The sequence below is a fragment of the Corynebacterium sp. LK26 genome, assembly GCF_014335085.1.
GTDB lineage: Bacteria > Actinomycetota > Actinomycetes > Mycobacteriales > Mycobacteriaceae > Corynebacterium > Corynebacterium jeikeium_D.
On the sequence record NZ_PDHB01000016.1, the window covers coordinates 118493 to 133563 of the forward strand.

Sequence of the window (15071 nt, forward strand, 5' to 3'; positions counted from 1 at the left end):
GATAGTCCAGGTGAGCTTCCGACCAGATAACTCCCGTACCAACCGCGCCCATCAAGCCGAAGAGCGTGCCCGCAGTCTCGTGCAGGACGTCCTCGACCGCGAGGAGCGGGTACGCAACAATCTGGCCAGCGCTGATGTCGACCCGTGGACGATGCGTTTCGTCGTCGATGAGTCGATTTCTGAGGGCGCAATCATCACCTGGCGCAATGAGGCCACTCGTGCCCGCCGCATCATGCGCCGCTATGACATTCAGCGGGGCTACCGCGAGAAGTTGCGCGAAGTTGAAAAGCGCATCGATGCCATGTTGCACCTCGCGGAATCGCTGGAGGAGTCGTGGGACGCCGCGGCACACGCTTCGAAGAGGCTTTCCGACGCGGAGGCCCGCGATGTCGCCGCCTTTGAACGCGAGCGCGAGCGGCAAAATGACGCGGCAGAGACTAAGCGGCAGCGTGAGGAGAAGGTCCGCAAGTTCCGTCGGAAAGCGGAGAATATTGCTACCGACGCGTGGGACGCGGGCCGTGACGCGCTGGAGAAGCTGCCGCCGCTGTCGTCTTCGCTGAAGGACATCGCGGCTAAGTTCCGTTCGCGGGGCTCGGAGGAGGAACCGCGCGAGGTACGGCGGGCAACAGCCCGCGACCTGCGCAAGGAGCCCCCGCTGCCGGAGGACTAGCGCTCCTCAGCTTTAGCTGCCTGGACTACCTCAACGAGCTTGGAAATCTCCTCGTGAGAGGGGCGGATATCCGGATGCGTGCGACAGTAGTCCAGCAACAAATAGCCAGCCGTGCGAATGCGACGATGGCCGTCCCAGTGCGGAGCGGCGATTTTGGGGTCGTTGGTGGCCAAAGACGAGATGGCCTGGCGCTCGCTGAGCAGCTCGTACTGGAGGTCGCGACGAATATCGAGTGCCTGATTCGGAGTGCCGGTTAGCAGCGCGCCGAGAAGAGCACCCATCTGTCGATAGCAGCGCGGAATATGACGCAGGTAGTGCTTCTCAATGCTCTCGGTCGGCCAGAAGTGCAGGACAGCGAGAGCCAGCGCGCAGGCGATACCGACTTCCAAAACACGATCGGTCACAATCGGTGCGAGCTCGCCAGCGACATTTCCGCCCAGCAGCAGCGCCAGCGGAGTGGTGACGATCGTCGTCAGCGCATAGTTCTTCACCACGAGAATCTCCGCGCCGAATTGGCAGGCTGCAAGCGCGATAAGTAGCGTCCAGCTGTCCAGGCCAAAGGAAAAAAGCAGCGCATAGAGGAAAATTCCGATAATCGAGCCCACCATGCGGTGAATCCCTCGAATCGAACCGGCGGTGCGGTCGGGGCCCCACTGTAGAGTCATCAATGCGCTGACCACCGCCCAGTCAGGCCGGTCAAGACCGACGAGCACGCTGATGAGACCAGCTAAGCCGCCAGTAATAGCCACCTTTGCCGCAGTCATTGACGCATGGGAATAGCGATCGAAAGAGCGGAAGATTCGGTAACTCACGCTTGGTCGCGCGAGTGGAATGGTTGTCTGTGTCTCGTCGATAAGGTTAGGCGTGTCCACGATGTCCACAGCGCTGCCGTGCACGCCCAAGCGGCCGCGGATAGCAATCAGCCGCTGATGAGCAGCAATGACACGGTTGACCAGTTCCGTATGGGAGGGCTTGACGATTTTGCTGCCACGGATGATGCCTGCGTCGGCAAGCGATTCCCATGCGTCGGTGAGTGCAGTTTGCGCCTGGTGATGAACGGCGAACGATGTCGAGTCTGACTTTTCCATCGCCTCGATGGCTGATTCAAGGGATTGGACGGCCGCCATCTCGGGGCCGTGCGGATTCCACAACCGCGGTGCCATGCCGATGACTATCGCCGAAAGCACACCAACGGTAGCCCACATGGCGGTTTCAACCGGGTTGAAGCCAAGGCGGGCGACCATTGTTGTGCCGCCGGAGACCATCACAATGAAGAATGAACCTGGCGGTGGCAGGCGCAGTGCGTTTTGAATAAAAGCGCCGATGGTGGCCAACGCCGTGGTAAAAAGTGCGATGAGCAGCAGCCATAGATTGCTGCCGCCGGAAGCGATCTCACCGTGGACCACTGATCCGACAAAACTGCCGGACATAACTCCGGCGATCAGGCATAGCCCGGCGATGGCCATCACGCGCAGACGACTGCGGTAGGGGTGGCCTTCGCCATAGATGACCACGCACCCACCAGCGGCGATAAGGAGCATCTCCGAGCCATGTCCGGTGAGAAGTGCCACGGCACCCGGCAGGAATAGCGCGAGTGCTGCGCGGAGGGCACCTGGCCATCTCTGCGCACGGGAGTGGAAGGCAGTAAAAAGCTGCCATGCACTTGGTTGTGGAGGAAGCTCAACCGGTTGGCTCAATGTTGGTGAAATCTCCTTATCTATATTGGGTTGTTATTGGCGCTGCCGCTGTGTGCAACCGAGAACTTTAGTCAGCGACCAGCGTCTCGAGCGTGAATTCCGGGTGCTCCTTCTCAATGAAGGACAGCTTCCACTTGTCGCCGAAGAGGGCGATGAGGGCGCCGTCGGAACGGGTGAAGATCTCCACACCGCGTTGCTTTGCCAGCTCCGGCGCGGTCTCTTCGTCCGTGCGGCGGGCGACGGAGTAGGGGATGGGATCTGCGATGGTCTCGACATTGTACTCGTTTTCCATGCGCGCCATCATGACCTCGAACTGCATCGGTCCGACCGCCGCCATCACCGGGGCGGCATCGCCGCGGGCATCGTTGCGCAGAATCTGCACCACGCCCTCGGCATCGAGCTGGTCGACAGCCTTGCGGAACTGCTTGTACTTGCCCAGGCTCTTGGCGCGCAGGGTGCGGAAGTGCTCCGGCGCGAACTGAGGCATGGGCTTGAATTGGACCTTGCGACCCTCATAAATCGTGTCGCCCGGAGCCAGCGAACCCGCATTGACCAGGCCGACAATGTCGCCCGGGTAAGCCGTCTCCACAGTCGAACGCGTCCGGCCGAAAACGGTCAGGGCATACTTCGTGGAGAAACTACGTCCAGACTGCGCATGCATGACCTGCATGCCGCGGTCAAACTCACCAGAGACAACGCGCATGAACGCCAGCTTGTCGCGGTGGTGCGTATCCATACCCGCCTGCACCTTGAACACGACGCCCGAAAAATCATCCGTCGGCTCGCGCTTTTCGACGATAGCCCCCTGGCCGCCAGCCGCTGCAGCAGCAACGGCAGCCGGGTCGGACTCGCGGGCGCCAGGGGCCGGAGCGAGCTCACAAAGAGTGTCCAGGATCTGGTGGACACCCCAGTTCAGCATGGCAGAGGCGAAAATTACCGGGGAGGTGTCACCAGCGAGGTACATCTCCTGGTCGTGGTCAGCGCTATCGGCGGAGAGCAGTTCGGACTCCTCGGCTGCCGTCTCCCAGGCATCGCCCTGCTCCGCGGCGGCCTCCTCTGGGGTGAGGTGCCGCTCGGCGGCAATGGTGGCGCCACCGGCAGTGCGCTCGAAGCCAATGAACTGCTTGGCTTTGCCGTCCTCGCCACGCTCCAGCAGACCGCGGAAGTCGCCGGCTTCACCGACTGGCCAGTACAGCGGAGTCGGTTGCAGACCAATCTCCGCGACAATCTCATCCATCAACTCCAGGGGAGCCTTACCCGGGCGGTCCCACTTGTTGATGACGGTGACAATGGGAATTCCGTTGGACTTACAAACCCGGAACAGCTTCAACGTCTGAGGCTCGAGACCTTTGGCGCCGTCGACAAGCATGACAGCGGCGTCGACAGCCGTAAGCACACGGTAGGTGTCTTCGGAGAAGTCGGCGTGACCAGGCGTATCGACGAGATTAATCATGTATGGTTCGCCGTCGTGCCCCTCTGGCTGGTACTCGAACTGCAGCGCGGAAGAGGCAATCGAGATGCCGCGATCCTTCTCCATGTCCATCCAGTCGGACACAGTCGACTTGCGGCCGGCCTTGCCGTGGACAGCACCGGCTTCGTTAATGACATGAGCATGCAGAGCCAGCGCCTCGGTGAGCGTGGACTTACCGGCATCCGGGTGTGCGATGACGGCAAATGTGCGGCGGCGTGCTGCTTCTTCGGCGAGAGTGGTCACAGGGAGACTACGCTTTCCTTAAAAAGAAAATCGGAATAAGGGAATCGGGTTCAACCTTTCTAACTTACCGCTCCAGTGGGGTAAGGGGTCAATTACGTTGGGGTGGCGTTAGAGGTTGAACAGTTCGCGCAGCGTCGTGATGACGCCTTCCTCCGCGTTCGATGGTGCGATGTCGGTGGCGCGGCGTTTGATTTCCGGGTGACCGTTGGACATGGCAAACGAACGGCTTGCGTGGTCGATGAGCTCGAGGTCATTCAGGTAGTCAACAAAGCAGACAGTTTCGGCAGGAGAGACACCGAGGGCCTCCTGCAGGGCGGCGAGTGCCGTGCCCTTGTTGGTGTTGGCGTCGATGAGGTCGACCCAATGTGCACCGGAGACTACTGCGCGCAGGTGCGGGCTCTGGGAACGCAAGTAATCGGCGGATTCGTCTTCGACGGAGTAAGGATCAAAGGCGGCAATTTTGACGATGCCGTCCTCGGCGGCGGCGGCGATGACATCATCGACCTTCTGCAGCTTCAAATAGTACTTGGCGGCCTCGTTGAATTGCAGCTGCTGAACTTCCTCCGGAATACTGAAATGCGGCGGGAAAAACTCCACGTATGCGCTGGCAGCGCCGCAGATGATAACCGATAGAGGAGTGCGCCCCGCTGCCACGCGGTTGTCGTTGAACTGGCGGATCGCGTGTACCAACTGGGTGACGATGTCGTGGTCGATACTGGTAACTGAGACCACCTCGCCCGCATCCGCGACATAGTTGCCGTTTTCCGCAATGATTGGGATGCGGTGTGCAATGGGGGCGAACTGGTCGGCCAGAGTGGCGTACTGGCGGCCCGATGCGGGAGCGAAGTGGACACCGCGGTCGAGCAGTTCGGTGACTACCGGCCAAAAGGAATCCGGGATTTCCTTGTCTTCATTTAATAGAGTCCCGTCCATATCCGTGACTACAAGGCGGTATGGCGGCTGGGCGGGAGATTGCTGCTGGATATCCAGGGGTTCCGTCATGGCTTTAATTCTAACGGGTAAGTAGGGTTCACTTTTCTTCCTCAGGTCGCCTCCCAGCGCCTCCCCCGATTGGGTGAAAGCTGGGCCACAATACGGGGTACCCAGTTGAGGGCGATAGCCGGTGAACGGCGTGTGCGGGGTATTTTGAGGGGGAACTCATATTCATTTAAGCCAGGAGGATTTATGTCGGATTCGGCCCCCATCAAGCGCAATGACTGGAATGAGCGCATCAGCCTTGCAGAGCAGATGATCCCCCTCCTGGGACAGCTGCGACGCAACAACGATGTCGTGACTTCAATCTTCGGCCGCCGACTGGAAAACGTCACCGAGACCGGCATCATTAAGTCGCACCGCTACGCCCGTCGCATTACCTCGCAGGAGCTGCCTCTGAGCCAGACTCTGCCGATTCTGCAGGAACTGGTGAAGATGGATCTCGGCACCGCCTCCATTGACCTGGGCGCCCTGGCTACCAGCTTCGAAGAGGAAGGCGGCGACCTGCGCGCATTCCTCGAGCGGGAGCTTGCCGAGGTTATCGGTGCCGGGACTCACACCCCGAAGACCGACATTGTCCTCTACGGTTTCGGACGTATCGGTCGTCTGCTGGCCCGCATTCTGCTGGCTCGTGAGGCACTGTTCAACGGCCCGCGCCTGCGCGCGATTGTGGTTCGCCAGAATGGTGAGGACGACATCGTCAAGCGTGCTTCGCTGCTGCGCCGTGACTCCGTCCACGGTGCATTCGACGGCACCATCTCGGTTGACCGCGAAAACAACATTATTTGGGCAAACGGCACCCCGATCCAGGTCATTTACTCCAACGACCCGGCAACTGTTGACTACACCGCCTACGACATTAACGATGCGATTGTCATTGACAACACCGGTCGTTGGCGTGACCGTGAGGGACTGTCGCAGCACCTTCAGTCCAAGGGAGTTTCCAAGGTTCTGCTCACCGCGCCGGGCAAGGGCGATGTAAAGAACATCGTCTACGGAATTAACCACAGCATCATCGAGGACTCTGACAATATTTTGTCGGCAGCTTCCTGTACTACCAACGGCATCACCCCGGTGCTGAAGGTCGTCAATGACAAGTGGGGCGTCGAGTTCGGTCACGTCGAGACTGTTCACTCCTTCACCAATGACCAGAACCTGATTGACAACTTCCACAAGGGTTCCCGCCGTGGTCGCGCAGCCACCCTGAACATGGTTCTCACTGAGACTGGTGCCGCAAAGGCCGTCGCCAAGGCTCTGCCGGAGTTTGAGGGCAAGCTGACCGGTAACGCCATCCGCGTTCCCACCCCGGACGTTTCCATGGCGGTGCTGAACCTGACTCTGGACACTGAGGTCGACCGCGACGAGGTTAACAACTACCTGCGCGAAGTTTCCCTGAAGTCCGTCCTGCGCCAGCAGATTGACTACATCCACTCACCAGAAGTGGTCTCCACCGACTTCGTTGGTTCCACCCACGCTGGCATCGTCGATGGTCTGGCTACCATCGCCAACGGTAAGCACCTAGTGCTCTACGTCTGGTACGACAACGAGTTCGGTTACTCCAACCAGGTCATCCGCATTGCTGAGGAGATTGCCGGTGCTCGCCCGCGCGTCTACCCGAAGCGCAAGCACATCGACGAGCTGTAAGTCGGCGGTCCTGGGCTTGAGCTGTTGAGCCCTCGAACGCCCTCTTCCCCCTCCTAAACCACGGGGGTTGAGGCGATGGGGAGGGCAGGGGAGGGGGGGACGGAGCTTTCGGTGCGGGAGGCCGCTATCGCCTACCGCTGGTGGACGTGGTTCTGCGCGGCTTCGGCGCGGATGCATGGGCCGGGGCGGTAGGGGATAGATGACGTTGCAGTGGCTCCGGGCAAGCCACATCACCGCGGCATTGTGCTTCTGTCCTTCACCCCGTTTACGCAGGTAGTAGTCGCGCGATGCGGGATGGCAGTTCGACGCGATCCACGCCGATCGAAACATCGCGTTTTTCAACTGTTTATTGCCGGTCCTGGTGGGAAACTCGCCGCGGACCGACGTACCCGACTGCCGGGTGGTCGGCGCGATGCCGGCGTAAGCGGCCAAGTGCGCGGCATCGGCGAAGTCCTGGCAATCGCCGATGGACAACAAGATGTTAGAGGCAGTCGTGATGCCTACGCCGGGCATCGACATCAAGACCTGGGCAAGAGGGAACGATTCGAGCATCTCCTCGACTTGCCCGGCGATCGTGTCGCGCTGTGCTTGAAGCGCTTTGATGTTCGCCGCCAGCTGGGAAATGACCAATTCTGCTGCCGCAGTGCCGGGTACCGTGACAGTTTGCTCGGCAAGGGCAGCGAGAATTGCGTCAACCAGGGCAGCAGGGTCCTTCTTGGCGCGGTTGCGTATCCACTTCAGGACCCGGCCCCGACCTGCGGCGGCCAGTTTTGTCGGACCTTCGTAGTGGATGAGCGAGTCCAGCACCAACGTGCGCGAGAGAATCTCACCTGCAAAGACGCGCTCGAGTGCGGGGTGAATCTGTGTGAGCACGCTGCGAAGGCGGTTTTTCGTTCGGGTGGCGTCTTTGGTGATGTCGTCGTGGAATCCGGCGAGCGTCTTCAGCGCTGCTAGTATCTCGTCGTCGCGGTCGACTGCCCGCAGTGTGTGCAGCATGGTGCGGGCGGTGTCGGCGATGATGAATGCAGCCCGGCGGTCAGTTTTTGATCGTCCAGGGTAGAGATCGGCTGCTTTTCGCATGGCTAGGTCGGGGAGGTCTCCGACCGTGCAACCGCAGTCGCGGGCCACGGCGATGGGCAGGGCGCCGATCGTGTTGGGTTGATCGACGACCATGAGAACGCTGCCGTGGGCCTGCATGGACGCGAAGATTTCGCGCTGTGCGGCTTCGTCTTTGGGCAGTGGTTTGTCGTAAATTCTCTCGCCGGTGTTGGTCAGCGCGCTGGCATGGTGGCCGGTTTTGCCGACGTCGAGGCCGATGATGATTTCGGGTGTTGTGGACGGTTCCATGGTGGTGTCCTTCTGTTGCGGCTGGTCGCCGGTGTCTTGGACATCCGTTGCAGGCACCCACGTTACGACGAGATCTCTGTTTGGTCCGTGTCCCTATTAGCTGTCAGCGGTTGTCCCCGGTGTCCGGTGGCAACACCCCCGGATTATGGAAATGTTCACGCAGATAAGCCATGCCGGGCCCGGTGACCGCGCCCCGTGAGGGGGCACCATCACGGTAACGGGGGAGGGCGGGGGTAAGCTCAGTAAATTGAGCCTGGCGTAAGGCGATAAGCATTGCCTAACCTAATACTGTTTCAGGTGGTGTTCCCGATCGGGAATCGGCAACGGAAGCAAGGCGGCGACGATGAACGGAAAACGTGGATCGACCGGAGAACCCCTCTCCGGAGGGGGAGCCGGGGACGCGGTGGCGTCGCAGACGGATGACGGGCGGTTGGTGCACGTCGCACCGGTCGCAGCGGGTGGCCGACCATCCACCCGCGACATGCTCGTCGCCGCCGCGATCGGCGTTGCGGGGTCTCTCATCATCGTGCCCCTGACCTACCTGCAGGTGTTTGCCGGCATCGCCCACGTTTATCTCGTCGCGGCGACGCTCGGGTTGTGGTTCCTGCAGTGCGTTGTTCCCCTCATCGTCGTCCGCAAGCTTGGCGCGAGCCTCATCGCGTGCCTTGCCATGGGCGTCGTGTCCGCGGCGACCACCCCGTTCGGCGTCGCCGCAATCGGGGCGCTGATTATGGAAGGATTGCTCATCGAGCTTCCGTTCATGGTCACCCTGTACCGGCGGTGGACGCGTCCCCAGTTCGTGGCCTCGGCGATGTTGTTCTCCGCGCTGATGGGAACGATGGCCCCGCGCGCAGTCGGCGTCGACTCGCCGACCACGCCCATGACCCTGATCAGCTTCGCCGTAGCCTTGGCATCGAGCTTGGTGTTTTTGGTCCTGGGCTTTGCCGTCGCAAAGGGGCTTCGCAGCCGCGGGGTCACCCGGTGACCGGCGGAGCACCCGCGTGCGCCGGTGCGACACGCGGGACGGCCCCGGCCCGGTTACGGGTTAGTGGTGCAGGTGTGCGGCACGCCGATGGGCGATGGGCACCCGACATGGTGGATCTCTCCTTCGATTTCGGCACGATCAACGCCATCACGGGGCCCGTGGGATGCGGAAAGACGAGCCTGGCCCACCTCATCGCTGGACTGATCCCCTCGCACATCCCCATCGACCATGCCGGATTCGTGCACATCATCGATGCCGACGGCACCGAACGCCCCGTGGACGGGGACCGGGTCACCTTCGTCGGGCAAGACCCGGCGACGCAGGTGCTCACGCTCCGAGTCGTCGATGACGTGGCCATGGCCCTCGAGTTTTCCCTCGTGGAAGCCGGTATCGTCGCCAAGCGATCAGCCGAGGCTCTATCGGAGGTCGGGCTGTCAGAGCTCGCGGAGAAGGATCCGTGGGCTTTGTCGGGCGGGCAACGCCAGCGGATGGCCATCGCCGGTGCGGTGGCCAGGGCGCCGGAGGTCATGATCTTCGACGAGCCCGCGGCCCACGTCGACGAGGACGGTCGCCGGTCGCTGTTCGCCGCCATCCGTGATTTGCGGGCCCCGGGGCGCGTTATCCTGCTCATCGAGCACGACCTCCGCCCGTTCGACGGGTGGGTCGACACGGTGACGGTCCTCGATGCGGACGGGAGCGTCGCCGCCCACGGAGCGCCGGATGGCATCGCGGTGAAGGGCATTGCGACGACGGCCGCGACCGCCGGAACGCCGGACGCCAGTACGCCGGGCACGGGGGCGCCGGACCGTCCCGATCCGGAATCGGAGGCGGATGCCGTTCCACTGCTGGCCTTGACCGGAACCCACGTGGCCCGAGGCGGGGAGAGGATCCTGAACGGGGCCGATCTGACACTGGAACGGGGCGAGATTCATGCCCTAGTCGGTGCCAACGGAGCCGGTAAGTCCACCTTGCTGGCGGTGCTGTCGGGCCAGATGACGGCGGGAGCGGACCTCCGGATTGACGGCGCGTCCGCCCGGCGCGTGCCCGACGCCTTCGCGTCGTTGGCGTTCCAGAACCCCGAGCACCAGTTCACCCGCGCGACCGTCGCCGCGGAAATCGACTCCGCGCTGGCCGGCACGGACCCGCACGGACCACTCGGCGCCGATGAGCTGCGGAAACTGCGGGAAGCCCTGTGCCCCCGGGCACTTGACCCCGTCTCGCCGTTCGTCCTGTCGGGCGGACAGAAAAGACGGTTGGGCATCTTCCTGGCGGTGGCGGCCAATCGCCGTTTGCTGCTTCTCGACGAGCCGTTGGCGCACCTGGATTCGCCGAGCTCGCGCATCGTACTGGATGCCCTAGCGGAATACGCCGGGGCCGGCGGAACCGTTGTGTTCACGTGCCACGACCGCCGTGCCGCGCGAACGTGGGCGGATCGGGCGAGCATCGTCGCCGAAGGGAAGGTCGCCTGGTCCGGTCCCGCAGCCGACGTGCCGGCTTCCCCGGAGTCGTCCCGGCGGGATCGTGCACTGCCCGCGGCCGGCGCACGGACGTCCTTGGACGAAAGCCCCTGGACCAGTGGATCCGCCGCTCGAAGGCGCGCGGGGTTGAACGCCATCACGATTGTCGCGGCGGTGATGTTCGTCCTCGTCGCCGCGCTGCTCTCCGGCGGAGACGCCGTTCTCGCCCTGACGGTGGTCGCGTTCCTCGCACTCGCTGCGATCGCGGAACGCGACGTTCGGGCGACGGCGGGGAAGGTCCTTCTTGTCCTGTTAATCGGGGTGTTCTTCGGCCTGCTCGGGTGGCGCTCCGAGTTCTACGGCGGTGGGGATGCGTCGGAAGCCGTCCGCCACGGCATCCATCACGGACTGCTGTTGATGGCCGTGTTCGCGGGGACGGTCCTGGTCTCCGCGTGCATGCGCGTCGAGGAGCTTTTCGACGCCATGGTGCAACGCCTCCGGGTGCCCTACACATGGTGCACCATAGCGATTTCCGGGGTGAGCATCGCAGCGTTCCTGCGCAGTGAAATCCCCCAGCTGACATGGGCGATTAGATTGCGCTCGATGCGACCGGAGCAGTCTTTCCGCTCCGGTTTCATTCGCGCGACGACGCCCGCGCGCATCGCTTTCCCGTTGTTCGTCAGCGCCGTGCGCTGCGCCGAAAAGCTGTCCCTGACCCTGGCGATGCGCAACTTCGGCCTCTATCCGCGGCGTACCTTCCGCACCGATCACCCCTGGCGAGTGCGTGACGGGTTCGCGGCCGCAGCGTCCGCCGCGGTCTTCGTCGCCGCCCTGGTGTCCGCAGTGACTTGACGGGCGCCTGGAACCGGCGGGTCCCGGGCCCGCGAGCGTTTCTGAGCTTGTGCGGAGACGCGCCCCACCCAGTTGCTTCACCCTTTCAACCCTTCAGACACATCCTCCGGGTCACGCCATGCGGGCCCGGTCCGCCCGGCACCGGCATGGCGCCGACAACCGAAAGAGGTACCAATGAACACGATCCGGACCATCAGCGACGTGCTTCGGGACAAGGCCGATGAGACGAAAAAGGGGATCACCTTCGTCGAGAATCGGCGGGACGTCTTCGTCCCGTATGGCCGGGTCCATGCGGAGGCGGTGGCGGGCCCGGTTGACGTCGACAGGGTGCGGACGCTCTCGGACATGATGCCCGGGGCCCCGATCCTGGTCGACGAACGCAGTCACACGCTGCTCACCGGCGCAAACGGTGCCGTGGTCGTGGGCGAGGACCGGCTGCTCGACGTGTCCATCGTCAATGACGCTGCCGCGGAACCGGGTGCGGCGATGCCGGGTGATGCTGAATCGGACTTCTCTCAGGCGGGGGACGTGGATTCCGGGGATGGCTCCGGGGCGGTCCCCGCGTTCCCGGTGCGAGGTGGGACGGCCGGCGAAGCCCTTATCCAGTTTTCGTCCGGCTCCACGGGATCGCCAAAGGGCGTCATCGTAACCAACGAGTCCGTGCTGAACGGTCTGCGCGCGACGATCCCACGCCACGCACACCGGTACGAGAACAAGATGCTCACGTGGCTACCTTTGACCCACAACCTTTCGCTGATCGGCTTCCACGTCTACGCCCTTTTTTGTGGTTACGACCAGGTGTTGCTGCCGGTTTCCGAGGTGGTCGCCGATCCCCCGAGGTGGTTCGAGGCCGTGACCAGGCACCGGCCGAAACGACCGTCGTCCGGGCGACCGGCCCGGGTTCCTACAAAATGACCGCGGCGATTGCTGCCGCCACCGTTGTGGCGGTCGCGGGGAAGCCGGTCGCGCCGGGGTGCCGGGATCTCGTCGGCCACCCCCGGCTCCTCGAACCGGTCCTCGCCTTCGCCCGCGATGCGGGCATCCATATCGAGGTGCCGCATGACAACCCGACCACGGGGCCGCTGCCGACAGCGGCCCACTGCGATACCAAAGGAAAGGGGAAACGATGACGGATCAAGCTGAACGAGGTGCGGCGATTGTCGTCCGCGACCTCACGAAGAGCTACCCGATTGCGGGCAAAGCGGGCACCCCGCCCGAAGGCGGGGCAGGTGCCCCGCCGGCCGGCGGCCGCAAGGGAAAGCGCGGTGCCCGGATGCGCAAGCATGTGCTCGACGGCGTGAGTTTCACCGTGCCCACCGGGGCGATCGTGTCGTTCCTCGGCCACAACGGTGCAGGCAAGACCACCCTCATCCGAATCCTGTCGACGCTCATCACCGCCGACTCCGGCGAGGTGAGCATCTTCTCGCGCGATGTGAAAGAGGACCCGGCGGGCGTGCGCGCTGACATTGCCACCACCGGCCAATTCGCGGCGATCGACGAGAACCTCACCGGCCGGGAGAACCTGGAGTTCTTCGGGCGGCTGCGCGGACTCGACCGCGCCGCCGCGGCCGCCCGCGCGACGGAACTGCTCGCGCAATTCTCGCTCGCGGACAGTGCCTCGACGCTGGCGTCGGCCTATTCGGGTGGCATGCGGCGCCGCCTCGACATCGCCGCGTCGCTGTGCGTCGTGCCCAGGCTGCTGTTCCTCGACGAACCCACGACGGGGCTGGACCCGGTCAGCCGCGAAGAGCTGTGGGGCTTCATCCGGCAACTGCGGGACGACGGAATGACCCTGGTGCTGACCACCCAGTACCTGGAAGAGGCGGAGGCGCTGGCAGACCACGTCCATCTGCTCAAGGATCGCCGCATCGTCGCCAGCGGAACGCCGGAGGAATTGCGCCGCGACTTCGGGTCGCACGTGCTCCGCGTGTCCTTTGCCACCGCCGCCGAGGCGGAGGCGTTCGCCCGCTGCCTCGGGGGAACGTGCCTGGACGGCGCCCGCGTCGCGGGGAAGTCGGTGTCCCTCGACGTCGACCCCGGACCGCGGGTCCTCGAGGCGGTGGCGCAGGCGATGGAGGCCTCGGAAGCGTCGCCGGATTCGCTGAGCGTGTCGCCGCCCACCCTCAACGAGGTGTTCATATCGATGAACGCAGGGGGTGCGGCGCGATGAGTGCGACGTCGGTCGCGGCGTTTCTCCATCGGGATCTGCTGCTGTTGCGACGCAACACCGCGTCGCTGATCTCCATGTTCGTAGTTCCGCCCCTCTTCCTGCTGTGCCTGTACGCGGTGTTTGGGTACTCGGCGGGGCAATCCGGCTTCGGGTACCTGCGTTTCGTGCTCGGCGGCTGCCTGTTCCAGGCGGCGATGTTCACCGCCGCGGCGTCGGCGATGGCGGTGGGACAGGACGTCGAATCCGGGCTTGTTGACCGCGTGCGCGTGTTGCCCGGGGCCACAGGCGGCTATGTCGCCGGCAGGCTCGCCACCGATTTGCTGCGGATGTCCGCGTCGATCGCGGCGCTGCTGGTCGTCGCGTGGGCCTGTGGCCTCGACATGACTGTCGGTGACGTCGCGTGGACTGTCCTGTGGTCACTGCTCGCCGCAGCGGTTCTGTCCCTGGTCACGGACGGGGTGATCCTGATGGTGCCCGCCCCGGTGTCGACGGCCTCATCGATCCAGGCGCTGGAAATGCTGCTGCTTATGTTCTCCACCGCGTTCATTCCGGCGACCGCTTTGGACGGCTCCCTTCGCGACGTCGTACGTCACATGCCGTTTTCGCCGATGATCGAGGTGATCAGGGCAGCGTCCCCGGACGCCTTCCCGGATAGCGCCGGGGAAGAGGCCGCCCTGTGGCTCGGTGTCGCGGCGGTCGCCGGAATCGTCCTGTTCATCCGCCGGTTCACCTCGAGGAGCGAATCATGATCGGCCCCATCTTCGTGCATCTGCGGCGCATTGCCCACATTTGGCTGCGGCGCCCCGACTTCTGGTTCATGACGTTCATTGCTCCGCTCGTGTACCTGTTCATCGTCAACCGCATGTTCGGTGGCCTGGTCAGGCAGCTCACCGGAGAGTTCGAACTCCCGAACGCGGTCATCCTGGTCGTGACGGCGTGGGCGTTCATCCTGGCCATCACGGGATCGTCCACCGTGTTCGTTGAACGCAGCAATGGCCTCCACGAGCGGTTGATCACCATGCCGGCGCCGTACGCGGCCGTGCCGGCCGCACGGATCATCGCCGAGTTTATCCGGATCATGGCGATGACGGCCGTCGTCGTGGCGGTGGCCGCCTTGCTTTCCGACAGCCCCCCTGAGGCGTCCTGGTGGTGGAGGATCGCGATGACCGGCGCGATGGTTGCCGCGGCGGCCGCATGCACCGGCACGTACATCGCGTTCTCCATCACCAGCCCCCAGGGCTCCGTGGCCCTCATCCCGTTAATCATCGTTGCGATGTTCGTCAACACGGTGCTCATGCCCGCCGACCACTTCCGTCCTCTCCTGCGCGGAATCGCCGGGCACACCCCCGTATCCGCGGCCGGCGAGGCCGTCAACGGCACCGGGGCTGCGGGTCTGGTGGTCTGCGCGGCCTGGTTCTTAGGCATCGCCGTGCTCGCGGCGTGGGGCATCGCCGTGAAAACGAGGCCGGGGGAGTCTGCATGACGGGCACGTCCACGGGGGCATCGCCGCCGACGACGGCCCGCGAACCCGAGCACCTAACC

The 15071-nt window shown here is 63.7% G+C and carries 12 protein-coding genes and 1 pseudogene; 9 read left to right on the forward strand and 4 right to left on the reverse strand.

Translation table 11 applies throughout. The features are described from left to right. Positions 1 to 10 precede the first annotated feature (10 nt). Positions 11 to 670 carry a hypothetical protein gene (locus tag CRD13_RS08880; protein WP_016423226.1) on the forward strand — a complete coding sequence of 220 codons (660 nt, stop codon included), beginning with the start codon at positions 11 to 13 and terminating at the stop codon, positions 668 to 670. On the opposite strand, the gene CRD13_RS08885 is transcribed toward CRD13_RS08880, so the two are convergent. The 3 genes from CRD13_RS08885 to CRD13_RS08895 all read right to left on the reverse strand — a co-directional run bounded on the left by CRD13_RS08885 (position 667) and on the right by CRD13_RS08895 (position 5083). Continuing rightward, complete coding sequence (locus CRD13_RS08885; protein WP_187401531.1) at positions 667 to 2367, reverse strand: FUSC family protein; 1701 nt, start codon at positions 2365 to 2367, stop codon at positions 667 to 669. The two genes, CRD13_RS08880 and CRD13_RS08885, sit on opposite strands and share 4 nt — an antisense overlap. Before the next feature lie 67 nt (positions 2368 to 2434). Then, a complete protein-coding gene (locus tag CRD13_RS08890) occupies positions 2435 to 4081 on the reverse strand; it encodes a peptide chain release factor 3 (RefSeq protein ID WP_187401532.1) in 1647 nt (548 codons plus the stop codon). A gap of 108 nt (positions 4082 to 4189) precedes the next feature. Beyond that, entirely contained in the window at positions 4190 to 5083 is an 894-nt protein-coding gene (locus CRD13_RS08895; protein WP_187401533.1) for a Cof-type HAD-IIB family hydrolase, read from the reverse strand. Between the two features lie 183 nt (positions 5084 to 5266). On the opposite strand from CRD13_RS08895, the gene CRD13_RS08900 reads away from it, so the two are divergent. Next, positions 5267 to 6718 (forward strand): glyceraldehyde-3-phosphate dehydrogenase, encoded by a 1452-nt coding sequence (locus CRD13_RS08900; protein WP_049189550.1) that lies wholly within the window; start codon positions 5267 to 5269, stop codon positions 6716 to 6718. A gap of 189 nt (positions 6719 to 6907) precedes the next feature. Here CRD13_RS08900 and CRD13_RS08905 read toward each other — a convergent pair. Then, positions 6908 to 8065, reverse strand: a pseudogene (locus CRD13_RS08905) (IS110 family transposase); the annotation flags it as partial. Between the two features lie 403 nt (positions 8066 to 8468). Between CRD13_RS08905 and CRD13_RS08910 the strand changes: the two are divergent. The 7 genes from CRD13_RS08910 to CRD13_RS08940 all read left to right on the forward strand — a co-directional run bounded on the left by CRD13_RS08910 (position 8469) and on the right by CRD13_RS08940 (position 15012). Then, entirely contained in the window at positions 8469 to 9050 is a 582-nt protein-coding gene (locus CRD13_RS08910) for an ECF transporter S component (protein ID WP_224783742.1), read from the forward strand. Positions 9051 to 9157: 107 nt separating this feature from the next. After that, positions 9158 to 11359, forward strand: coding sequence for an ATP-binding cassette domain-containing protein (locus tag CRD13_RS08915; protein ID WP_255467829.1), 2202 nt, complete (start codon positions 9158 to 9160; stop codon positions 11357 to 11359). 174 nt (positions 11360 to 11533) lie between these two features. Next, entirely contained in the window at positions 11534 to 12274 is a 741-nt protein-coding gene (locus CRD13_RS08920) for an AMP-binding protein (RefSeq protein ID WP_070438210.1), read from the forward strand. Beyond that, positions 12271 to 12489: a hypothetical protein gene (locus CRD13_RS08925; RefSeq protein ID WP_224783744.1), complete on the forward strand. Its 219-nt coding sequence runs from the start codon at positions 12271 to 12273 to the stop codon at positions 12487 to 12489. Before CRD13_RS08920 ends, CRD13_RS08925 begins: the two co-directional genes overlap by 4 nt. Beyond that, entirely contained in the window at positions 12486 to 13529 is a 1044-nt protein-coding gene (locus CRD13_RS08930) for an ATP-binding cassette domain-containing protein (protein ID WP_070438215.1), read from the forward strand. Before CRD13_RS08925 ends, CRD13_RS08930 begins: the two co-directional genes overlap by 4 nt. Continuing rightward, a complete protein-coding gene (locus CRD13_RS08935; RefSeq protein WP_187401535.1) occupies positions 13526 to 14278 on the forward strand; it encodes an ABC transporter permease in 753 nt (250 codons plus the stop codon). The genes CRD13_RS08930 and CRD13_RS08935 overlap by 4 nt, the downstream gene beginning before the upstream one ends. Further along, positions 14275 to 15012 carry an ABC transporter permease gene (locus CRD13_RS08940; protein ID WP_070438221.1) on the forward strand — a complete coding sequence of 246 codons (738 nt, stop codon included), beginning with the start codon at positions 14275 to 14277 and terminating at the stop codon, positions 15010 to 15012. Before CRD13_RS08935 ends, CRD13_RS08940 begins: the two co-directional genes overlap by 4 nt. The last annotated feature ends 59 nt before the right edge of the window (positions 15013 to 15071 follow it).